Annotated in this window: 12 protein-coding genes and 2 pseudogenes; 5 read left to right on the top strand and 9 right to left on the bottom strand. The window is 43.7% G+C overall.

Annotated features, from left to right (window positions below; translation table 11 throughout):
* Positions 1-66: 66 nt before the first annotated feature.
* Positions 67-1,857 (bottom strand): ShlB/FhaC/HecB family hemolysin secretion/activation protein, encoded by a 1,791-nt coding sequence (locus AC58CZ_RS02205; protein ID WP_494223456.1) that lies wholly within the window; start codon positions 1,855-1,857, stop codon positions 67-69.
* Between the two features lie 178 nt (positions 1,858-2,035).
* Here AC58CZ_RS02205 and AC58CZ_RS02200 point away from each other — a divergent pair.
* A pseudogene (locus tag AC58CZ_RS02200) lies at positions 2,036-3,171 on the top strand (IS3 family transposase).
* 292 nt (positions 3,172-3,463) lie between these two features.
* On the opposite strand, the gene AC58CZ_RS02195 reads toward AC58CZ_RS02200, so the two are convergent.
* The 3 genes from AC58CZ_RS02195 to AC58CZ_RS02185 all read right to left on the bottom strand — a co-directional run bounded on the left by AC58CZ_RS02195 (position 3,464) and on the right by AC58CZ_RS02185 (position 7,641).
* Positions 3,464-4,417, bottom strand: coding sequence for an EamA family transporter (locus tag AC58CZ_RS02195; RefSeq protein ID WP_494223457.1), 954 nt, complete (start codon positions 4,415-4,417; stop codon positions 3,464-3,466).
* 223 nt (positions 4,418-4,640) lie between these two features.
* On the bottom strand, positions 4,641-6,104 hold the full coding sequence (locus AC58CZ_RS02190; RefSeq protein ID WP_494223458.1) for a sodium:solute symporter family transporter: 1,464 nt from the start codon (positions 6,102-6,104) through the stop codon (positions 4,641-4,643).
* 280 nt (positions 6,105-6,384) lie between these two features.
* Positions 6,385-7,641, bottom strand: coding sequence for a M24 family metallopeptidase (locus AC58CZ_RS02185; protein ID WP_494223739.1), 1,257 nt, complete (start codon positions 7,639-7,641; stop codon positions 6,385-6,387).
* Positions 7,642-7,868: 227 nt separating this feature from the next.
* Here AC58CZ_RS02185 and AC58CZ_RS02180 point away from each other — a divergent pair, with 227 nt between their 5' ends.
* Together AC58CZ_RS02180 and AC58CZ_RS02175 are read left to right on the top strand one after the other, a co-directional pair.
* Positions 7,869-8,849, top strand: coding sequence for a helix-turn-helix domain-containing protein (locus AC58CZ_RS02180; RefSeq protein WP_494223459.1), 981 nt, complete (start codon positions 7,869-7,871; stop codon positions 8,847-8,849).
* A 291-nt stretch (positions 8,850-9,140) separates the two neighbouring features.
* Positions 9,141-10,436, top strand: a pseudogene (locus AC58CZ_RS02175) (IS3 family transposase).
* Positions 10,437-10,837: 401 nt separating this feature from the next.
* Here the strand turns inward: AC58CZ_RS02175 and cobA are convergent.
* The 5 genes from cobA to AC58CZ_RS02150 form a co-directional block, all read right to left on the bottom strand.
* Positions 10,838-11,770: a uroporphyrinogen-III C-methyltransferase gene (cobA, locus tag AC58CZ_RS02170; RefSeq protein WP_494223460.1), complete on the bottom strand. Its 933-nt coding sequence runs from the start codon at positions 11,768-11,770 to the stop codon at positions 10,838-10,840.
* A 137-nt stretch (positions 11,771-11,907) separates the two neighbouring features.
* A complete protein-coding gene (locus tag AC58CZ_RS02165) occupies positions 11,908-15,105 on the bottom strand; it encodes a molybdopterin-dependent oxidoreductase (protein ID WP_494223461.1) in 3,198 nt (1,065 codons plus the stop codon).
* A complete protein-coding gene (locus AC58CZ_RS02160; RefSeq protein ID WP_494223462.1) occupies positions 15,102-16,547 on the bottom strand; it encodes an FAD-dependent oxidoreductase in 1,446 nt (481 codons plus the stop codon). Before AC58CZ_RS02160 ends, AC58CZ_RS02165 begins: the two co-directional genes overlap by 4 nt.
* A 76-nt stretch (positions 16,548-16,623) precedes the next feature.
* Positions 16,624-18,702, bottom strand: a complete 2,079-nt coding sequence (locus AC58CZ_RS02155; protein WP_494223463.1) for a protein kinase domain-containing protein — start codon at positions 18,700-18,702, stop codon at positions 16,624-16,626.
* Between the two features lie 3 nt (positions 18,703-18,705).
* A complete protein-coding gene (locus tag AC58CZ_RS02150; RefSeq protein ID WP_494223464.1) occupies positions 18,706-20,208 on the bottom strand; it encodes a NarK family nitrate/nitrite MFS transporter in 1,503 nt (500 codons plus the stop codon).
* A gap of 610 nt (positions 20,209-20,818) precedes the next feature.
* On the opposite strand from AC58CZ_RS02150, the gene nirB reads away from it, so the two are divergent.
* Both nirB and nirD read left to right on the top strand, forming a co-directional pair.
* Entirely contained in the window at positions 20,819-23,404 is a 2,586-nt protein-coding gene (nirB, locus tag AC58CZ_RS02145; RefSeq protein ID WP_494223465.1) for a nitrite reductase large subunit NirB, read from the top strand.
* A gap of 90 nt (positions 23,405-23,494) precedes the next feature.
* Positions 23,495-23,845 carry a nitrite reductase small subunit NirD gene (nirD, locus tag AC58CZ_RS02140; RefSeq protein ID WP_058024904.1) on the top strand — a complete coding sequence of 117 codons (351 nt, stop codon included), beginning with the start codon at positions 23,495-23,497 and terminating at the stop codon, positions 23,843-23,845.
* Positions 23,846-24,024: the final 179 nt, after the last annotated feature.

Here is a 24,024-nt window from a genome sequence, read left to right as displayed (position 1 = left end):
CGTCCTTTGAGATAATTTTGTATACAAGAAGTTTGATAGCAAATATAGTTTTGACAACGATAGGATTTAGTACTGCCATCCTAGGCTAAAGCCTGTGACCCATTCTTTATCGCTAAAATTGTCTGGCTGGGCCAGTGGATAGCCAGCAAATACGTCATAACTGGTTCTAAATGGGGTGACGTAGCCTTTGACGCCTACAACGCCGCCAACCAAATGATGACCGAGCAGCAAATCATCTTGCTCATCATTATCAAGCTTGACGTAACCTGCATCGACACCTGCATAAACGGCATGGGGCTTGTCCCCAATATAAGCACTCAGCTCTTGTCTTAAAATGGCACCATGATCCCCGCTCAAGCTGCGCTCACCATCGAAGCCGCGCACACTATAACGACCACCGATACTTAAGCGATCATTGGGCACCAGTGCCTCAGTGGCATACTGACCTTTGAAGGCCGCATGATAATTCAATGCTTGATTGGCAATTTGCATAGGATGATTTACATCTACACCAACCTTTACGATACCCGCACGCGCACTGCCTTCATTAAATAACGCCTCAGGCGGGTCGATGGCGTCAAATGCACCCGTACCGCGTTGATACATCACATCGCCAATCCACTGGGTTTTACCAATGACCGTCTCGTAGCCTACCCCTCCTTGATAGCCTGCTGTGCGGCGCTTTTGTACCTCAACTTCGGTATCATCGATAAAGTTGCTTTGCTGCTTGGCAAAACCGCCCGCTTTTAGATAGGTTTTGCTGTGATTATCACGGTGCACTAAATGGCTAACGAGCACGTCGGTGTTGTAAGACTCGCCGCTATAGACGTAGTCTTGATTGACGCCAGCGACCGTTTGATCGTAGTTGTAGCCGCTATGGGTGATAGTAAGCTGGGTATTATCAACCGGCAACACATAGCCAACGTTATAACCCCAGCTGCCATCGCCATCCTCATTACCGCCGTCTAAATCATGATTGTAGGACAGATAAAGTAAATCGTTATGCCACGTTGGGTTGTCGAGTGACAGCGTCACATTGCCTTGATAGACGCCTGTGCTGTCTTGACCTGAGTCATCTACCGTTGCCGATAGACGCCAGCGCTTGCCCTGCTGCCATTTGACTTGGATATCACTATAGCCAGGTGTTGTCATACGACTGCTTGGGGCAATAGAGAAATCGGCGTCAGCGGTCGGCACGCGTTTAAAGTTCTCTAGCGCCTGCTCGATGTCGCGTACATTGAGCAGATCGCCAGACTTCATGGGCATGGCAGGGGCAAAGTTGGCAGGGTTGCCACTACCGTCAGTATAGATAGGACGGGACGCTTTAATGTCGGTGGCGATAATTCGATCAATACGGCCTGGGATGAGGGTTAGGAATAGGTTGCCCGATTTGAGGTTCTGGTTTTCTACCAAGACGCGGGTGGTGACATAGCCTTTTTCAATAATGCGGTTTTGGACGTTGGTGATCAGCTGGTTGATGTCGTTGGCGGACAGGCAACTGCCTAATAAAGAACCACTACCTGTCGTATAAGGCATCAGGGCAAAGGTGAACTTGTCGCTCAGCTCGCCTGTTAGGTAAATATGATTGATGTCGAAACAAGCGGTTGAGGCGGGATCAGTACTCTGAGGGCTAGCTGATACAATAGGAGCTGAAGGTGCTTGTTGATAGGTGTCAGTATTTATATTGACATTGGGCTTAACCAATTGCTGCTGTTTTAACGCCTCACTACGCTGCTGTTGATATTGTTCCGGTGTAATGGCTTGAGCGCTCATAGTAACCAGAATGCTAGCCATACTAAGTGATAAAGCACTCAACGCGTGATTTTTGATGCTCGCTTTTGAAATATCTGTATACATAAGTTCACCATTTTTATAATGGTGGATTATGCTACCGACTGATGTTCAATGCAAGCTGTTTTGTATTCATTAGCTCATTGTTTTGATATGATTTTTTAGAATAACCTTGTAACTATCCCCTAAAATAGCACAGCTCAAACGTAGAATTTCTCATAAAAAACCCATAAGGCGTTTTGATATGAGCAAACGAATGACCGAGACCCAAATAGTATCAATATTAAAAGAAGAAGACGCTGGGATACCTGCTAAAAAGCTGTGCCGTAAATACGGGATTGCTAGCTCGACTTTTATAATGAGGAACGTTAAGAAACAGTCTGGGAGACTGTTTTAGTGACGCAAGACGAAGCGATAGCGAAGTTAGATCCAAGTATGGAGGTATGGAAGCCTCTGATGTTAAACGATTAAAAGAGCTTGAAGAAGAAAACCGTAGGCTTAAACAGATGTATGCTGACTTAAGCCTTAAAGCGCAAATGCAGAAAGAGATCATAAAAAAGCTATAGCGCCTGCCCTTGAGCGCAAAGTCTGGGCGCAAGAATTACAGGCGCAGTATGATGTCAGCATTGCAGTGAGTTGTCAGGTTGTCTGCATGAGTCGAACCGCTTACTACTATAAGCCTAAGCTATCTGATGATAGTGAGATTATTGATGTCTTAAATAAGCTTACTGACAAGCACAATCGTTGGGGTTTCCCAAAGTGCTTTAAACGCATACGTAGCTTGGCTATTCTTGGAATCACAAGCGAGTACACCGTGTTTATACCGCGTTAAACTTAAACCTACGCCGTAAGTCTAAAAGACGGCTACCAGCACGTAACCCCCAGCCGTTAAGTGTGCCAAATACATTGGGTCATACTTGGTCAATGGACTTTATGAGCGACAGACTACACAACAATATTCGCTTTCGAATCTTTAATGTGATTGATGATTACAACCGTGAAGTATTAGGTATTGATATTGGTACCAGTATGCCCTCACTTCGAGTAATTCGTTACCTTGATCAGTTGGCTGAGTGGCATGGCTATCCTAAGCAAATTCGTGTGGATAACGGCAGTGAGTTTACATCCAGCATATTTACTGATTGGGCATCAGCTCATGGCATCTATATTGATTATATCGAGCCTGGCTGTCCTTATCAGAATGCTTATATTGAACGGTTTAATCGTAGTTACCGCAATGAGGTTTTAGACTGTTATCTTTTTAATAATTTAAACGAGGTTAGTAAGCTAACCGAAGACTGGATCACGGTTTATAACAACGAAAGACCCCATGATTCACTTAATGATATGACACCTGCTGAGTACAGGCAGGTGGCTTAATTATTCTACGATGATGTTGTGTTAAGAATGGGGTATTTACAAACTGACTATATATCCAAATGAGCCATTTATTTAATTCACCTTATATTGACTAATGCGCTTCACAAGTCCGAAAATAGTATGAAATCGTGATCGGTGCGCTATACAGGAATCGAACTCTAAGCTGTATACTCAATATTTAGAGTGCTTTCAATAACTGTCTATTAACTTGTAGCGCACCTCAATGTTTTTGAGAGCTCAGCAACTGATTTGAGAGAGTTGTACTATAAATAATAATGTTTATAAGACTAAATTACGATAATTTTTGTCTTCTAAACCATCTCGGCAGTTGTACATTGGTCGAATTTGTTAGCCCATTTAATAAAGCAACGAGCAAAATCAAAAAAACGCCTATATATTGAATACCTGATAACATTTGATGAAGGAGCAACACTGCCAAAAATATTGCGGTCAAAGGTTCAAAGATAGTAAATACTGACGCGCGTGTGGCTGGTAGTTTTTCTAATGCTTTCATATATAATGCAAAAGGTGCAATCGTACCTACCAAAGATAAGCCCAGTACATATATCCAGCTAATAACGGGAAGCTGTATCAGCTTATAATAAGTTGTATACGTGGTAGGAATGAACAATAATACAATGCCACTGAACAAAATTGACGTAAAAAAGACAAGTGGTGCAGAGTGTTTATGATGCATGGCGCGTTTACCAAGCACACCATATAAAGAGTAACAAATGCCAGAAAGCAGCCCAACGGCAATACCCAAATTCCCTTCAGTAGTGCCACCCATCGTAGTCATACCAACGCCAATCACTGCTACAATTGCTAACAATGCAGCTTTATAAGTAATTCGCTCATCTAATAATAGGTGCGAGAATATCAAGCTAAAGACTGGTGCCGTATAGAGTAATGCGACTGCTGTGCCTGCTCCCACATGAAGCACTGCAAATAAGTAGCAAACCGTCATACCCAGTACGCCAATTAGGGATTGTAGACCAAGCCCAAACCATTGACCGAGTGTTAGCCTACTTAATGGTTTCCAGATCTTAGGCAACATCGTTATAGCAATAATAGCTGCCGTTATGATACGCAATATCGTAATTTGCCAACTACTAAAACCTAATTGACTAAGATAAGTCGAAAATATACCAAGTGTGCCCCAACATATGGCCGCCATGACAATTTGTATGGTGCCAATCCATGGCTTGACATCAACCGCTATAGGTCTGGTTTTTAATACTTCCACGACTAGTCACCTCTATTATTGAACATAAAATGTTCGTAATATCATTGAGTAAATATAAAAATGGTACAAAATAACTGAGTGTTAATCAGCATTAGCTTATCTATACAACTCATACTTGCCAGCCTTACTGAATACGTAAACCGCTGAATTTATGACTATCAGTCAATAAACTCAGCGGTTAGTTTAGGCTCTGTTAAGTATTCATAAATATAAGTATCTATATCTAAGCGCTGACAGCTTCTTCTGATATGGCTTTGACTCTATTAGGAACCAATACACTAACGACCACGTAAGTGATGGCTGATGCAGCTGATCCGATAAGAGGTCCCTCTACCCAGCCGACAATACCTGATGTTAAGAGATAACTACTGCAAACAGCACCGACGATAATAGAGGCAATAGCAGCTATCGTTGAGCCTTTATAAAAGATAGTCACCAAAAGTACACCAGATAGAGCTGCCATTAAAGTACCGCTAGAGAATATGCCTAGATAGCTAAGCATCGCTTCAGGTAAGAAGAAAGTACAAATGAAGGCGATAGCAGCCACAATAGCGACCCACAATCTATTCAGTTTCAATAGTTCAGCCTCAGTGCGAGGTTTATTGTCAAATATAGCCAAACGCAAATCATGTGAGGCAGCAGTTGATAAGGTATGCAAGATAGAGTTTGCCGTAGACTTCATAGCAAAAAGAATAAACAAAGTGATCACACTACCCACCACACTTGGAATAGCATTGGCTAAATACCAAGGCATTGCTTCATCGGGATTGATCAGACCTGGGTTTTTGATACGAACATATAAGCCAACGATAGGCACCAAACTCAAAACACACCCTAGAATGGCCGTATAAAAGCCTGTTTTGGCAATACTAATATTAGATTTCATCGCCAAAAAACGTACTGACATATAAGGCAATGCAGTACTAAAGATAAGCGCATAGACAAATACTAGAAAAACAGAAGCTTTGGCATTACCATATGGGTTAGAACTCTCTGGATTGACAAGGTTTGGATCTATCGCATTCAGCTGCGTCATCATATCTGCTAACGGAATGTCAGTGAACACCTGAACCACTATATAAATGGCAGCAGTGGCCATCCCAATCACCATAAAAGTATCAGTCCAAGCAACAGCGAGCAATCCGCCTGCCATGGTATAAATAGTAATAATCACCAATAAAAGCGCAGAAGCCAGAAGAGGTGAAATACCGAGCCAGCTACTACCCAACATACCAAGCGCTCTAATCTGAGCCGTCAAAAATACGGTCAAAAATATAATCATGCCCAAAGACGTGATAATACGCAAAGTGCGAGCAGATATTGAATTTCGATCATTACAGTGCAAGTTGACAATAAATTCAGGAATGGTACTACTACCCATCTTCATGGCTCTATTACGCAAATAGACCGCAAAGAATAATACGGCGACGACCATGGCTGGTGCAAAAAAGAAATTACCTAAAAGCTCAATCGTCCCGTATTGGTATGCGGCACCAGGTGAACCCATAAAGCCCCAACCACTAAACCCAGTCGCCACGACAGTACCTGCTATAACAAAAGGCCCTAATGAGCGACCGGCTACTAAAAAACCACTTTCCTCATCTGCTGACATGACTTTTGACGCTTTACTAGCCAATACAATGAGAAGTGCAATTGCTGCTAACAATATCATCCAATTAATAAACATGTCGATTCCTCGTATCATTTACTACATTACTTGTTATGACGCTCTACGAAGAAATAACTCACTGCCAGTAATAGCGTCAGTACATTAATGGTCAAAAACCAAAATAACGTCCAGCTGTTAAGAAACAGGTCCATAGTGTTATTTCCTTAATAAGTAAAATGTGAAAATAATTGCATTGTGCGAGGCGCATCATCATCTATGTTGGCGGGCTTAAAATAAGAAACTTATTCATGGTAGCCCACTCAATATAGACAGTATTTATTGATGACACTCCCCTACATTAACGACCGATAATATTATGCTCAGGGCCGTACTTAAAGCCTGTGATATTATCAGCGCCCGTCTCATTGATGACTAAAATATCATGCTCTCGATAACCGCCAGCACCCGGCATGCCCTCTGGAATCATAATCATCGGCTCCATAGAGATGACCATACCTGGCTCAAGCACTGTTTCAATATCTTCACGTAGTTCAAGTCCTGCCTCGCGTCCATAATAATGGCTGAGCACACCAAAAGAATGTCCGTAACCAAAGCTGCGTTTTTCTAATAAGTCGTATTTTGCATAAACTTTATTCAGCTCATGTGCGATATCGCAGCAGCGCACGCCAGGTTTTATAAGCTCAAGACCTGCTTCATGCACTTCACAATTTATCTGCCAGTAGCGTAGTGAATCTGCATCACATTTATCCAAGAACAATGTGCGTTCAAGCGCGGTATAGTAGCCTGCTATCATAGAAAAACAGTTAAGACTCAATATATCACCCGACTGGACACGACGATTGGTTACTGGATTGTGGGCACCATCCGTATTAATACCTGACTGAAACCATGTCCATGTATCCATGAGCTCTACTTGACTAAACTGCTCCCCAATAGCCTTCACCATCGCTTGTGTAGATGCCAAGGCAACTTCGTATTCGGGCACGCCATCATAAACAGCCTGTACCAATGCCGCCCCACCAATATCACAGACCTGAGCGCCCTTTGTTATTAGCGCTATCTCTTCAGAGGACTTAACCATTCTCATGGTCATACATGCTAGGCTAATATCAACAAACTCTACATTGGGTAAAATAGCTTTGAGCTTAGCAAAGCGATCCATTGGTAAATGATCAAACTCAATACCTACACGGCCGTGATGAGGAATTTGTTGAGCAATGGCTTTGAAATAGTTATCACGCTGCCAATCAGTGTAAACAATATTATTGTCGCCCACAGTACGCCGCCAAGGCTGTCCACCATCGATATTGGCAGAGATTGACACGACTTCTTTTGAAGTAACGACTAGTCCATAAGGTCGCCCAAAAGAGCAATATATAAAGTCAGAATAGTAATTGATGTTATGTATCGAGGTGAAAAGCGCCGCCACAATGCCATGATTATCTAAATACTCACGAAGTTTCTCATGACGATTTGCATATTCTTGATGACTAAAAGTCGGTTGCACTTTCTGGCCGTTTTTAATTTCGATTAGACTTGGGAGATACAGATTATCTAATGAGCCATCTAAAGAGGTTAGGCTTAATGAATTCATCGATTTTCGAGAAAAATCTGTAGAAGATAACGTGCTAGTAAGGTCTTTTAGTGCTGACATGGAACGTCTCCAAAGTAGGTAATAATTAACTGAGAACACGTTCGATAATAGAGGTAAAATTAATAAGGTATTTTTTCATAAGCGACATTTTATGTTTATAATCGGACATATAGAAAAACAACTTAACATTAGCCAGAATTTTAGGTATGTTCTGAAGGCGATAAAAAATGACTCAGATAACTGAAAAGATGATAGACAAGCCTAGGCGTATTGGGTTTCTACTGATTAATGGCTTTACCATGCTCGCGTTCAGCAATATCATTGAGCCACTTCGAATGGCGAATTATGTGAGCGAGCAACTCTTATACTCGTGGGTGGTGGCAGGGTTCGATGACAATAAAACCAGTAGTAGTAACGGTATTAAGTTAAGTCATACTGCACCACTCGACTACTTATTAACCTGCGACTTGGTATTTGTATGCGGAGGACACCAAACAGATTACTTGGAATCTAGTAGGCTCATTACCTTAATTCAGCGATTGGCAGTACGGGATATTGCACTTGGCGGTTTGTGTACAGGAGCGCTAGCATTGGCTGCTGCGGGCTTACTTGAGCAGCAAGCAGCCTCATTGCATTGGGAGAACATCAGCGTAGCCCAAGAAAGCTATCCAGGTGTTATTTTTAATGACCAAATATTTACAATAGCACCGCAGCTATATTCTTGTTCAGGTGGAGCTTGCGCATTGGATATGACTTTACATATCATCAATAAGCATCATGGTCATCATATCGTTTCCAAGATACAAGACATGTTTATTATCACCTCTATACGTGAGCCTACTTACGTACAGCATATGCCCAAGCCAAAAATACTGAGCAGTAGCTATACCAATGTAATAGATGCTATTGCATTGATGAAAACCAATCTTGAAGAGCCTTTAAGCGTTAAGGATATTGCCCATCATCTTGGACTATCAAGTAGACAATTACAGCGCATATTTAACAAAAATTTTAGTTGTTCACCGCAACAGTATTACGTGCGATTGCGCCTTGAACACGCCAAATATATTCTTAAACATACTACGCTGCCTATTAGCCAAATTGTACTAGCAAGCGGCTTTATCGATAACAGTGCATTCTCTAGCGCCTTCAAAAAAAACTATGGCATAACACCAAGCCATTACAGGCAAGAGAATCAGCTGATATAACCTATTTTTTATTGACGCAGTAACTAGGATGGTATTCTTTGACTACCCTAAAGACATCAGAAAATCACTTTATGATTATGTTTGATGATCGTATTAGTAAGCCTTTAATCTAAACGGCAGTTACATAGAATCTAGGATAAAACCTCCAAATTAAAAAAGCCATAAAAGTCATTGCTCCTATGGCTTTACTATTTTTCATATATTGAAACTTAGACTTAGCTTTGAGTGAGCTATGCTGAAGAAACCGTACAACTAAACTTGGTAAACTAAGCGTAATAACAGGAGTTTACCATGACCAAGAAAGTAAGAACTTATAGTGAAGAATTCAAAGCCGAAGTCGTCAAGAAGATATCAGACAACAACGGCAATATTTCAGCGACCGCAAAGCAGCTTGGCATCGCCATGCAAACCTTATCGAACTGGAACAACAAAGCCAATCAAGGCAAACTTGCAGGAACAGCTCAATACGATCTTGATCTTATAAGTGCTCTTCAAGAGATAAAGCAGCTCAAACGCCAGCTTAAGGTTGCCGAAGAGGAGCGCGAAATACTAAATGAGGAGGGATAAAGCGAAGCACTGCTTCGCCCCGACGCAAGATAAGAGCTATGCTCGAATGAGGCCACGGCGTACTTCGCGAATGAGGAACGTTAAGAAACAGTCTGGGAGACTGTTTTAGTGACGCAAGGCGAAGGGCTATGTCCGCAGTGACAGCTAGTCAAGTACGTCTTTATCAAGGATAACCAGAAAATATTTAGCATTACCTGCATGTGTCACGTATTAGATGTTAAGCCATCAAGCTATTACATCTGGCTAAGTCGTCATATCAGCTGTCAGCAGATTCATCGCAATCAGTGTGAGTTGCTAGTTCGCGTCGTGGCTCATGATGAGACTAAGCAGCGCTATGGCTATGAGCGATTGCATGCTTACCTTACAGGGCAAGGGTATGCCATAAGTAAATATATGGTTAGACGCATTAAAGAAGAGTGCGGCATTAAATGCCGTCGTCACAAGCGCTTTAAAGTCACGACCAACTCAAACCATAACAAGCTTATCTATCCAAACCGTCTAGAACAGAAATTTAATGCCAATCGCCCTAATGAGGCTTGGGTCAGTGACATCACTTATATTTGGACAGATGAAGGTTGGCTATACTTAGCAGGTGTTAAAGACTTATACACCAAAGAGCTTGTCGGTTACGCTATTAACAAGCGTATGACCGCTGATCTAGTATGCAAAGCATTGAACATGGCCATCAAGAACAAACGACCTACTAAAGGGCTAATCGTTCATTCTGACAGAGGCAGTCAGTACTGTAGCCATGCCTACCACAAGATCATTAAACAGCATCAGTTTACAGGATCTATGAGTGGCAAAGGCAATTGTTTCGACAACGCTCCGATAGAAAGTTTCTGGGGCGTATTAAAGAATGAGTTGGTGTATCACGAAGACTATAAAACAAGGTTCGAAGCCATCAGCGATATCATTGGCTATATTGAGCTGTACTACAACCAAACGAGGATTCAAAAGGGTTTGAGTTATAAATCGCCAAGACAGGTGTGGTTTGATTATTATCGTCAAGCTGCGTAACTAAAATCTCCCAAGTTTAACTGTACGGATTTGACGGCAGGGGTCAATCTTGGTCGCTTTACTTTGATATGGTAAGACTGTCAAATTTAGGGGACTGTAATCAAACACTGGTGTAAATTTTATAAGTATGCTCCAAGGGAACCAGCTATTTAACCCTTTGAACCTATTAATAGACTACTTAAAACAGACTGGTATAATGGAACCACTTATACCAGTCTGCTGAACTAACTCTTAATGTATCCAAAGTCATCGTACCTTGCATCATACTCTTTTTATTACATCGTCTACTTTTACATGCGTTTTAGTATTTTGTAGTAGTCATTACCCTGTTTAAGTGTTTGCGCTGACATACTATAAAAGTGCTAAGCACTATTATCGCTTGGCACTAATATGCTTCTATCCTACGTGACAACCTCCAAATTACTGACTAAATCATGACTGCTAACAACGTTTTGAACGTCAATAAAGGTACTTTTGCCTAACGCACCAAGGTTGTAGTTTGCAAACTCATGATATAAATTAACCACATCACCCATAATCAATAGCGCAGGTGTTGGTAATTTTGCCTCAGCTTGCTGCTCCGCGATATTACCAAGCGTACCGATAAGAAGCTGCTGCGTTGGCAAACTGGCATGACTAATCACAGCAAAAGGTGTATTACTGTCGCGCCCTGCGGCAATTAGCCCTTGGGTCATCTCATCTAGTCGATTCAACCCCATATAAAAGACAACCGTCTGCGTACTGTCTAAGAGTTCATCGTAGTCATTATTAGGTGCGCCCAACTTTTTGCAAGCGGTCACAAATTTTACGGCTTGCGCATGATCACGGTGTGTCAAGGGAATACCTGCTCTACTTGCGGCCGCACTAGCAGCAGTGATACCAGGAATAGATTCAAAATGAATACCATGACGCACCACTTCTTGCAGCTCCTCTCCGCCGCGTCCAAATATAAAGGGGTCGCCACCTTTGAGCCTAACGACCGTTTTGCCTGCTAGCGCGTGTTTGACCAGTAGCTCATTGATACCTTCTTGTGGTAGTGCGTGATTGGCACGGCGCTTACCGACAAATATCTTCTCTGCCGTCAGCGCACACATATCTAAAATATCCTCTGAAACTAAACTATCATAGAGCACGACATCTGCTTTTTGCATTACTCGTAATGCTTTTAACGTGAGTAGCTCAGGATCGCCAGAACCTGCACCAACCAGATGTACCGTGCCCGTTTTCACATTTTTTTCTATACCTGATGGCTCATCGCTCACTCTAATATGACAATTTATATTGGGTAAATTCTGTGAAGTTAATGCGGCAATGAAGGTAGATGAATCAGTCATGGTAATAACTCCTAATAACACTGTTAATAACGCGCAACTCTGCACCTAACAATGGCATACCTAAGAAAAGAAGAGCATATAAAATACGGTGCAAGCCCTATGCCATATTAACGATCAAACTTTGCAACAAGCACTACTTAAGACGCATACCTATCGATCAAGGCATTAATTTGACTCACACATGAACCGCAGTTAGTCCCTGCTCGGCATGCCTTTCCAACCGCGTGGGCACTCATACACTGCTGCTTGGTAATTGTTTCGATAATAATATTCTCTCCAACAGCCATACATGAACATACTAATGCACCTGGATCAACATACCCCGTCGCTGGACGACCTGCCAGCAACCACTTATAGCGTTGGTTCTCTGGTATCGCATCAGTACTGGCAAAGCAATTGTTAAGCCAATGCATACTGGGTAGCTGCGCCACTTGCGGCGCAAAACAAATGCTGAGCAGTAGCTGATCGCTTGGTATGTCAGACTTTGACGTACTAATCGATGCCCGATCTATCACTTTATTATTTGCCTCTACCTGCGTCGAGACGAAGCGAAGCTGCTTTGCTTGCTTGCTGCAAGTAAAGGCACTATTGATCGATTTATCGGTGAGAGATGTTTGATAGGTATTGATAAAATTTTGCCAGTACTCAGCGTCAAGCAGTTTACTGATGACTTTGTCTACAGGACTGGCTAAAGTAATCAAGACGCTATTGGTTTGACGACTTAAACTCCATGTCAATGCGGGTAATGAGTTTGATCTTTCAGAAATTGTATTTGTATCAAAAATTGTATTTGTATCAAAAGAAGGTATCAGCACTCCTTGATCCTCAGGCTCTTTCTCAAAATCTAATAAAGTCTCACGCAGATGCACTATCATGGTGTCTTGTAGATCAGGATGCACCAAAATCTTGCCATAAGTTTTCATCGGCACAGGCATCACGCTGATTGCAGAATTTTTTAATTCAGGCTGTCCTGAATGTGGATCAACGATCGTTGGGATCAGCGTGCCTACGCGAGCAAAACGAGCAAAGGCGTTGCTCCAATGCATCGGCATAAAGGCATCGCCTGCACTCATACTGTCGCTGATGGCAACTTGGGCGAGCACCTGACTGTCTGTAGTGGTGCTCGCGACCGTACGCGGCGGCTGGCTATTTATTGATAAGTTTTTCTCATAGCAGGGACGTAGCTGTACATAATCGCCTTGGTCAACACCGAGCTGCTTGGCATCATTTGGATGCACGGTGAGCGTTGGTACAGACTCGTGTTGGTTGAGCTGCGGTGCAAGTCCTGTGCGCGTCATCGTATGCCATTGATCGCGAAGCCTACCTGTAATCAGCCGTAGGTCTAATGCCCCTGAGTCATTCTGATGAAACGTATGACTGCCGTTATTTTTTTTACTATGAGCGCTTTTCGAGCTCAATCGTTGCGTATGCCTATTGGGTATACTGGCGTGACTGGGAGGCGTAATGGCAATAAATTTCGTTTTGCTAGGTGTAATACGTGCGCCGCCCCACTGAAACGGTGTCATGACATCATATGCGTCATGACTGAAAGAGAATACGTTTTTATTTTGCTGCTTAAGATGGTTTGGGCTTTCCTCTATCGATGCTATCGCCCCTACTACCATTGGCGAAAGATCTTTTGCTAAATTAAGATGGCGCGGTTGATTGTTTTCTGATACATCTTGACTGGTATCATTTCTATAAGCTGTCAGAGCGATATGCTCATTAAATATATCCCTAGGATGCTGATAATCAAACCCTGTCAAACCCATGCGTTTAGCGACTTGCGATAGTATCCACCAGTCAGGCTTTGCTTGTCCGAGTGCAGGCATTAACGCCCGCTGGCGCGAGATGCGGCGCTCCGAATTGGTCACTGTGCCTGATTTCTCCCCCCAACCCTGTGCAGGCAAAACAATATCTGCACACTTAACCGTATCGCTGTCGACGGAGCAGTCAGATACAATCACCAAATCACAGGTAGCCAATGCGCGGCGAAACTTATCAGCCTCAGGCAAGCTGACGACAGGGTTGGTCGCCATAATCCAGATGGCTTTGATACGGCCATCTAGTATGGCATCAGCAGCATCGCAAGCTTTTACCCCAACTTCTGCGGCAAGCGGTTGCGGCGCTTGCCAAAAATCAGCCACCAAATGACGATGCTGCTCGTTGTCTAGGTCTAGATGTGCGGCAAGCAGGTTAGCTAATGCACCGACTTCGCGCCCGCCCATCGCATTTGGCTGACCGGTGAGTGAAAACGGACTTGCACCTACTCGGCCCACTCGCCCAGTATACAAGTGAGTATTGATAATGGCATTGACCTTGTCGGTACCACTTGCAGATTGGTTGACACCCATGCTAAATGCCGTGACGGTTTTATCATTTGCAGCGACCAGCGCATAAAACTCCTGTACCAGATCCGCACTGATACCACATGCCGTCGCCACTTTATCAATCGTCCATGTTTTTGCGGCCTCTAAGGCGGGCTTAACATCATGACACTGCTTAAGATAGTCTTTATCACCACAGCCTTCTTGCTCAAGATAATGCAGCAGTCCGTTATATAAGTGCGTATCCGTGCCAACAGCAACGGGCACGTGCAAATCGGCAAATTCACAAGAATCAGTACGACGCGGATCAATCACGATCAGTTTTTTATTAGGATCACGCTTTTTGGCGGCTAAAAACCGTCCGAATAAGATAGGATGGCACCACGCCATATTGGAGCCCACCAGCACCAATAAATCACAAGACTCTAAATCTTCATAATTACTAGGCACTAAGTCTGCACCAAAAGCACGCTTATGCCCTGCAACCGCTGAGGACATACAAAGACGCGAATTGGAATCGATATTATTATTACCAATAAAGCCTTTAATGAACTTATTGGCAACGTAGTAATCCTCAGTAAGCAGCTGCCCTGACACATAAAACATTACGCTGTCACGCCCGTGTGTCGCGATAGTGTTATTCAAACGACTGGCAATATCATCCAATACTGCCTCCCACTCGACAGGCTGCGTATCTATCGGTTGTCCTTTTGCTATTGTTCGCTGTTTGTCTTGATAATAAGGCTGTGTCAACCTGCGTTCAGTGCCCAATGTTTGTGCCAATGCACTGCCTTTTGAGCAGAGTTTGCCGAAGTTTGCTGGATGATCAGGATCGCCTGTCACGCTGACTACACCTGCCTCATCGATGTTTGCTAGTACGCCGCAGCCTACGCCGCAGTAAGGACAAGTGGTACGAATAGGACTGATCAAATCCTCAGTGTAAGTTGTAATGCGAGAGGACGGTACGACACTGAGGGATTGATCGTCATTTAAGATGGTGCTGCTCATGAGGCCTCTCCTATTAGGTGTGCGTCACTTGGCACGGCAGATTCGGGCCCAGCTGCTTCTATTTTCTCTACATCGCAATAGGCTTCGCCAAAGATAAGGTCTTCTTTTATCGAGGATATGTCACTGCCATCAGTGATCAGCTGACTATAAAACCCGCTTTCACTCACATCACCGTACAGTACCGTGCCAATAAGTTTGCTTGCTTTAATATAGAGACAAAGATAATGATCGAGGCTCGTTTGCTGATAAACCACGCGCTCTATCTGTGCCATTTCAATATCATCAAAAGCAATCTGACCTGCTGAAAAAGCGGCGATGCCAGATACTTTTAATTTTAAAGATAAAGGCTTGCTGATAAAGGGACGCCAGTGGTTTTTGTATTCGGTTATTCGTGAGTCACTACTAAGTCTCCTACTACTTGAGACGCTCGACTCTTTTAGGACAGAAACCAAAGTATCCACCTGTTGGTTGACAGGGGCTACCATACCGAACAGCTCACCATCCAGTTCTATACACTCACCAATCGCATAGACATGAGGACAGCTTGTATGCATAAAGTTATCTACGAGGATACCTCGGTTAACATCAAGACCACTTTGCTGCGCCAGTGTCGTATTGGGGATGACACCAACGGCCATGACAATAAAGTCTGCTGGCAGTGTGCGGCCATCCTTTAACAACAGACCATTAACCTCGTGTTGATCATTGACCGTAATACATTCTGTGTTGGCTAACACCTCCAGCTTGACACTTCGACTGAAGAGCTCTGCTTGTAGCAGATGAGCGGCGGGCATATCAAGCTGTCGGTTGAGAACATGACTATCGACATGAACCACTGTCATATCTGCCCCTTGAGACGCCAAAGCACAAGCGGCTTCCAGACCCAGCACCCCACCACCAATGACAAGACCCTTTTTTGCTTGGCGCGCGTACTCCGTCAATACCTGCACATCAGCAATCTCTCGAAATACATGAACCCCCTTAGCATCATGATTGGTAAAAGGGATGACGCGAGCTTGTGAGCCAGTAGCAAGCACCAGCTCGGTATAATCTAGGGCTTGTCCATCACTCAATTTGACACGCCGCTTATTGGTTTCAATTGCATCTACCGACGTGCCAGCCAATACCGTGATACCCAATTGCTCATATTCTGCTAGCTCGTATAAATATGTCTCTTCAAAAACCGACTCTCCTGAGAGTACGGGTGACAGCATGATACGGTTGTAGCCCACTTGCGGTTCTTTGCTAATCAGCGTGATGGGTAAATGAGCTGCGCCTTTTTCTTGGCTGCTTTGCTGCTGGGCACGTGCCAGCTCAATGGCAAAACGACTGCCTGCCATCCCAGCGCCTATAATAACGATGCCCGCAGTAGTCTGACGTCTAGAAGAAGAAGCATTGGTAGAGAAAGCAGTATGGGTTGGTTCTGGTGAATCAAGTGACATAGGAAAATCATTCCTTAGCCGCAACACGCAGCGTTGAGTAAAATGGCTTGTCGTACTATTTACGTTTAACAAGGTTCTATGAAAAATAAATCAGCAACGATATGATAATGACAAATTGAATAAAGCAAATGCTGTGCCAAACCAATAAGGGATGACGTATGATCAGCGGTTCAGGGTCTCTGGTATTGTTACTATTATCGGGATTAAAGTCTTGTAAGAACTCGCCAATCGCTTGATACCTTGCCTGCGTACTAGAGTGTAGTGCACGCATCAACGCTTGCTGGCTGGTAGCGGGTACTCGGTTTTGACGCAGGCGCTCGGCAGGTACGATCAGTGAGGCGGATGGGTTCATCAACTCTTGCGAGCTAAATGGTAGCTCACCTGTGAGTAACTCATAACCAATCACGGCAATGGAAAACAAATCAGAATGCACGCCTTTTGGGGCATCGGTGTAATATTCTGGTGCAGCGTAGTGCAAATCGCCATTAGGAGGACGCGTACTGTCTTTTAGTATGGAGGAGCTAGCAGAGCCAAAGTCGATTAACTTGACCGCACCTGATTGAGTTAATAATATATTTTCAGGCTTGATATCTTGATGCAGTAGGTAGTTTCGATGCATCACACGGACCGCCATGCCGATCTTAGTGAGTAAATCGTAAGTTTGCCAAATATCACAAGGGGCTTGACGATCCATAAAAACTCGTAGGCTCTCCCCTTCGATATATTCCGTTAAATGATATAAATAAGTGCTACTGGCAGGCACTGGGTAGTAGCGCAAAAGCCCCGACGCATTAGACGCATTGAAAGTAGCATTCAGTTTTTTAGAGACATCACTGGTTAAAAGCGCGTCATGGGAGGATACGCTATTGGGGTTCACTTGATTGTAAGCGGGCTCACCAATACGTTTGTGCTTGGACAGGCTCAAACCGATTTTACGTTCCTTTAAAAACTCACGTAGATAATGCCCATCAGCAATGACATTGAGACTTGGCGATTTCAAAACAAATGCATGCTGATCGTTATCCTCTACTAAATACACCTCACTGCGAGCCGTACGCGCGATGATTTTTTTGATCACAAAATTATCAATCTGTGCCCCTACTGCCAAGCCCGTTGGTAAGCGATAGTGATTGATATCCTGAGCGTGACTACTGTCGCTATCCACACCCTGATCAAGCGCAATGCCGTTATCTGTTTCTCGGTGCGTTTTACTCTTTATGATTTTATCGTTCATACCGAGCATGATTACACTGAGATTATCGTGGCTACCCTCGCTAAAGGCGTGCTCACATAAACGCTGGCTCATCTGAAGATGGTCGATGATTTGATTGGGACATGCTACTGATTGGTGCATGGCCTGTACCGCAGCACACAGCTCAAACTGTAACTCTGCTGGCGTAATTGACTCATAAACCCCATCGGTCATGAGCGCCAAACACTCGTTTTGGTGCAAAGTGAACACAGATTGTTGCAGCTCCACTCGTGTGTCAGCACCGATAGCAGCAGACAGTGCTCCTTTATCCCGTCCGTGGTGGATATGATGGTCTTTGGTCAATAGCACCATACTGTCGATACCGATACGATAGATACGAGAATCGCCCGTATGAAACAGATGAATACGGTCGCCTATGCATAGCAATCCTGATAAAGTCGATAATAAAGCTGGCAGGCGCTCATACGCTTGCGGGAAATAAAGCGCATCATTGGCTTGGTGCACCGCCTCCTTAATCACGATGGCAACTTGATCGTCATCAAAGCGGTGTAGTGGATTTGGCGATTGCTCTTGAGATTCGTTTGATATCTCATTTGCTTGCACCCTATCTGTCTGTACCATCTCTGCAAGTTTTGAGGTGATATGGTGTGCCACCGTGTTTATCACTGACTGACTGGCTTGTTTGGGAAACTGGCAAGCACTGACCCCATCAGCCATCAGCACCAATAAAGGCGCTGTAAAAGAGGGATGAGCCCCATGAAGCGCTGACGATGATAACGATGGAAACCCATAAGGTAGGCAGGTCGTTATGAGTAGGCTATCTTGATTATCAGCTTTGCGTCCTGCCATCGTAAAAAAATCAGGCAGCCACAATGCAACGTCCGCATCATGGCTGCTTACTTGATTTGTTTGTTTAGGCGCTTGTTTGACGCTCTCATGCATAGTTTAGCTCACTTGTATTTGAGCAAAGCTGCCATCTGGCATCTCTTCAATGATGACGCCTTCAGGCTCTTTTAATAAAAACAGCGCCAAGAAGCCAACCACAGCCGTTGCGGCAATCACAAAGAAAAACACCTGATACGATACCAGACTTAGTACAGTTAGATAGACCACTGACCCTACGTTACCGTAGGCGCCTGTCATCCCTGCAAACTGCCCGGTCATACTGCGTTTAATCAAAGGAATCACAGCGAACACTGCTCCCTCACCCGCCTGTACAAAGAAAGAGCAGAACATAGTAATCAATAGCGCAAGCGCGATCGGCCATGAAGAGTCAACGATACCCATCAACAGATAACCAACAGCCAAACCTGCGGTGAGAATCAAAAGAGTGATTTTACGACCGAATTTATCACTCAACCAGCCGCCGCCAGGACGCGACATCAGATTCATAAAGGCGTAGCTTGATGCCAAGACACCTGCCATGACAATCGATAAGTTAAAAGTCTCTTGATAAAAAAGCGGCAACATAGACACCACGGCCAACTCTGAGCCAAAAGTCGCAAAGTATAAAATATTCAAAATACCGACTTGCTTAAAGTCATATCGGTGAGCTTTTGGCACAGGTGTGGTAAATACTTCCTTATTAAAACGATAACTACTGATAAATTCATAAACATATAACACCACCAACGCAATATAGACAATGTTGACACTTGCCTGATTCAGCAAACTCACACCAGCTGGTGATAATTTCCACGCTAATAAGGCCAATGCCAAATACATTGGCAGTTTAAATACCATCATGAGCCAGAAGTCACCTGATGAAGTCACCATCATGGCACCCGATTTTTTAGGTTTGAAATACGTAGCACCCTTAGGGGTATCACGTACCATCTTATAAAAAATCACGCTATAGAGCATCATAACCATCCCTGAGGTAGCCGTTGCATAACGCCAACCTTCCTCACCGCCAAAGACAGCAGCGGCCGCAATAGCGACTGTCGGTAGTAGCAGTGCCGCGGCGGCAGAGCCGAAATTTCCCCAGCCCCCATAGATACCTTCAGCTGTACCCAGCTCATTGGCAGGGAACCAGTCACTCATGAGACGAATGCCAACCACAAACCCTGCACCAACAAAACCTAATAAAAAGCGTGATAGGGCTAGCGTATTGTAGTCTTGTGCAAAAGCGAAGGTGAAACAGGGAATTGCCCCAATGGCTAAAATTGCAGTGTAAACAAGCCGAGGACCAAAGCGATCGGTCAACATGCCAATGATGACCCGAGCTGGGATAGTCAAGGCAACATTTAATATCAATAAAGTTTTTACCTGGTCTTTGGTGAGGTTCAAACTCTCCCCAATCGCAGATAAGAATGGCGCATGGTTAAACCACACGAAAAAGGTGAAAAAAAACGCCATCCACCCAAGATGGAGAATTTTGTTTTTACCGCTAAAAGAAAAGATATTCAGGTTGTTTTTATTTGGCACATCAGGTTTCGATAAAGGCATAGACGATTTCCTCAAATGGCTAACATTAAAGTTATAAAAACACGTTATGAGTCAGAAACTTATCAGTTGCGACCATTAAGAGAGTGCAATGGATGTGCCAGCTGCAAATATAAAATTGACATAGATATAAAACATCATCTTTTTTAATAGGGCTATTCTTTGTACCAGATGGCTCTAAAGGCATCCCAATTAAATAATATTGCTTAGATAAAACTAAGTTACCTCTCGGTTAAGTAAAGTAAGCGATGCACCTTTAAAGTGACAATCGAAACCAATTTGGTGCATTTTTGCAACTATTTTGGTGCATAGAATATAAATAATAGTTGCTAAAAAGATTATGTTAAGCAATTACTTACCATAGAAAATAGTATCGCCAAAAGTACTGGCATGACCTTATAAACTGGTAAGGCTACATATTTTTTAACTATATAAGGGTTCGATAATTGAATGTCATTAATTGTGTTTGGCACGATTATTGAGGGCTTAATCGTTATAGGCATCTAAGTATTAACGACTATCTATCATTGAACCATCTAAAAATTAACTTGCGACTTTTGGATGGGACATTAGATGAAAGTATTTAAGCAAACACATTACTGAGGATAGGCATATGAGCAGCACTATAGTAAGTACGATGAATAAAGCTAAATTAGTGGTGATTGGTAACGGTATGGTGGGACATCACTTTATCGAGCGAGCCATAGAGCAAGGCTTACACGATCAGTTTGAGATTCACGTATTTGCTGAAGAGGATCGCCCAGCTTATGACCGGGTGTATCTATCAAGCTATTTTGAACATAAAGATGTGAGTAAACTAAACTTAGTGGACTTGAGCAGGTATGAGGATGCGCAGATTCAGTTGCATCTCAATCAGCGAATCACAAACATCGATGCCGCCAATCAATGTATCAGCACGGAAGACGGTACCCAGATAGACTATGCTGAATTGGTATTAGCAACAGGTTCCTATCCGTTTGTGCCGCCAATTCCAGGGCGCGAGCATCCGCACTGTCATGTCTATCGTACGATTAAAGATTTGGATGATATTCTCAGTACTGCTGAGAAGCCAAAAGTCAAAAAAGGTGTCGTGGTCGGGGGTGGCCTGCTTGGCCTTGAGGCAGCCAAAGCCCTAGTCACACTAGGATTAGAGACTTACGTAGTCGAGTTTGCGCCTCAGCTGATGGGCGTACAGCTCGATGCTGCTGGCGGTGATATTTTAAAGCGTAAAATTGAAGGCCTTGGCGTCAAAGTACTAACAGGTAAAAATACTAAGGCCATTATCGACAATACCCTATCGAATGAAGCATCGTGTCATTTAACCATGCAGTTCGCTGATGATACCTCATTAGATACCGACATGATCGTCTTTAGTGCGGGTATTCGTCCGCAAGATGGCATTATCAAAAGCAACCCTGAATGCGGTATTGAAATCGGCACCCGTGGCGGTATTCTGATTGATGAGGCCTGCCGTACCAATGCCCCGAATGTATATGCCATTGGAGAGTGCGCCGTATGGGACAACACCGTTTTTGGCTTGGTCGCGCCAGGTTATAGCATGGCCAGTATTTGCGCCGCTCAAATTGCAGGCGATCACGCTCAGACCTTTACAGGCGCTGACATGAGCACCAAACTCAAATTGATGGGTGTAGATGTGGGCAGTATCGGCGATGCGCACGGTGCAACAGAAAACAGTTTGAGCTATTTATACCAAAACCCTGCTGAGGGTATCTATAAAAAACTGGTAACCACAGCGGATAATAAGCGGCTACTGGGCGCTGTATTGGTAGGTGACACTGAGGATTACAACAATCTCTTGCAGCTATTTCTAAACGATATTGACCTGCCTACGCATCCTGAAAGCCTGATCCTACCCAACGTAGAAAAACCCACCATGGGTATCGAGAACCTGCCCGATAGCGCCACGATTTGCTCTTGTTACAACGTCACCAAAGGTGCTATTTGTGCCGCCGTTGAAGACGGTGCCTATACCATGGCAGAGGTAAAATCATGTACCAGTGCCGGTACCGGCTGTGGTGGCTGTGCACCTATGGTAAAAGACACATTAGGTTATCAACTAACCGCGCTTGGTTTTGAAGTCAATAATGATCTGTGTGAGCACTTTGCTTACTCACGTCAGGAGTTGTATAGCTTGATTCGGGTACAAGGCATTAAGACATTTGATGCGCTATTAGATGAGCACGGTAGTGGTCATGGCTGCGAGATTTGCAAACCAACCGTTGCCTCTATTTTGGCGTCTTGCTGGAATGATTATGTACTCAAACCCGAACTCACACCACTGCAAGACAGCAACGATTACTATCTAGGCAATATTCAAAAAGATGGCACTTATTCGGTCGTGCCACGCGTGCCTGGCGGTGAAATCACTGCAGATAAACTTATCATACTCGGACAAGTCGCCAAAGAGTTCAATCTGTATACCAAAATCACTGGCGGTCAGCGCGTCGACTTATTTGGCGCACGTTTAGACCAACTGCCCGATATCTGGACACAACTGGTAGATGCTGGGTTTGAGACAGGGCATGCTTATGGTAAATCTCTGCGTACAGTGAAATCTTGTGTGGGCAACAACTGGTGTCGCTACGGTGTCGATGACAGTGTGGGTTTAGCACTTAGACTAGAAGACCGCTACAAAGGAGTACGCTCACCACATAAAATAAAAATGGGCGTATCTGGATGTACCCGTGAGTGCGCTGAAGCGCAAAGCAAAGATTTTGGAATTATTGCCACTGAAAAAGGTTGGAATCTCTTTGTCTGCGGTAATGGTGGCATGACCCCGCGTCATGGAGAGCTATTCGCAACGGATCTTGATACGGATACAGTTGTCAAATATATCGACCGTATTATCATGTTTTATATCAAGACCGCAGATAAGCTTCAACGTACCTCTAAATGGCGCGAGAGCCTTGAAGGTGGACTTGAGTATCTACAGGCCGTTATTATTGAGGACAGTTTAGGTATCGCTGAGGAGCTAGAGTCACAGATGCAACTACTCATCGACAACTATGTTTGTGAATGGAAAGCCACCATTACTGATAGTGAAAAGCTCAAACGTTTCCGTCATTTTGTTAATAGTGAACAAGGCGATGACAATGTGGTATTCGTCACTGAGCGAGAGCAGATTCGCCCTGCAACCGACATGGAAAAGACGCAAATAAAAGTGACCGAATTAGCGTAATCTTAACGTGTCGGCGTCTATTAATATTGGACGCTAAATAATATTTTTTGTTGTTGGACTCATTTATATTTTACTATTAAGGATCTTCTGATGACTCAGCTCACTGTGTGTAAAATCAATGATATTATTCCCGAGACAGGTGTCTGTGCGCTCGTAAACGGAAAACAAGTGGCTATTTTTTGCACGAAGCAGACACAGTTATTTGCGCTTGATAATTATGATCCGTTCAGTCAAGCCAACGTCTTGTCTAGAGGTCTGATTGGCGGCACGACTATTACCAACGAGGATGGCTCTGCTGAAAATGTGCTATATGTCGCCTCACCTATTTATAAGCAGCGCTTTAATCTTGTCACAGGTCAATGCCTAGATGATGAAAACATTATACTCGACACGTATAAAGTCGAGCTTGAGGGGAGCGATGTCATCGTAAAATATAACTAGGTATTTGTGTGTCTAGCACATACTACCTTCTAGACTATTTAAGCAGCCTTTGGCTTTAAGAGTCGAAGGCCGTTTTATTCTTCATCAAATCTTTTTTCATTCCCTAATAAATTAATGAGACTGATATCTGCTAGGAAGTTATCGATATTAAACAAGACTAGAAAAGCTATTTGTGACCA

It is taken from the genome of Psychrobacter sp. CR212 (assembly GCF_059693765.1).
This window is presented reverse-complemented; position numbering and strand designations above follow the sequence as displayed.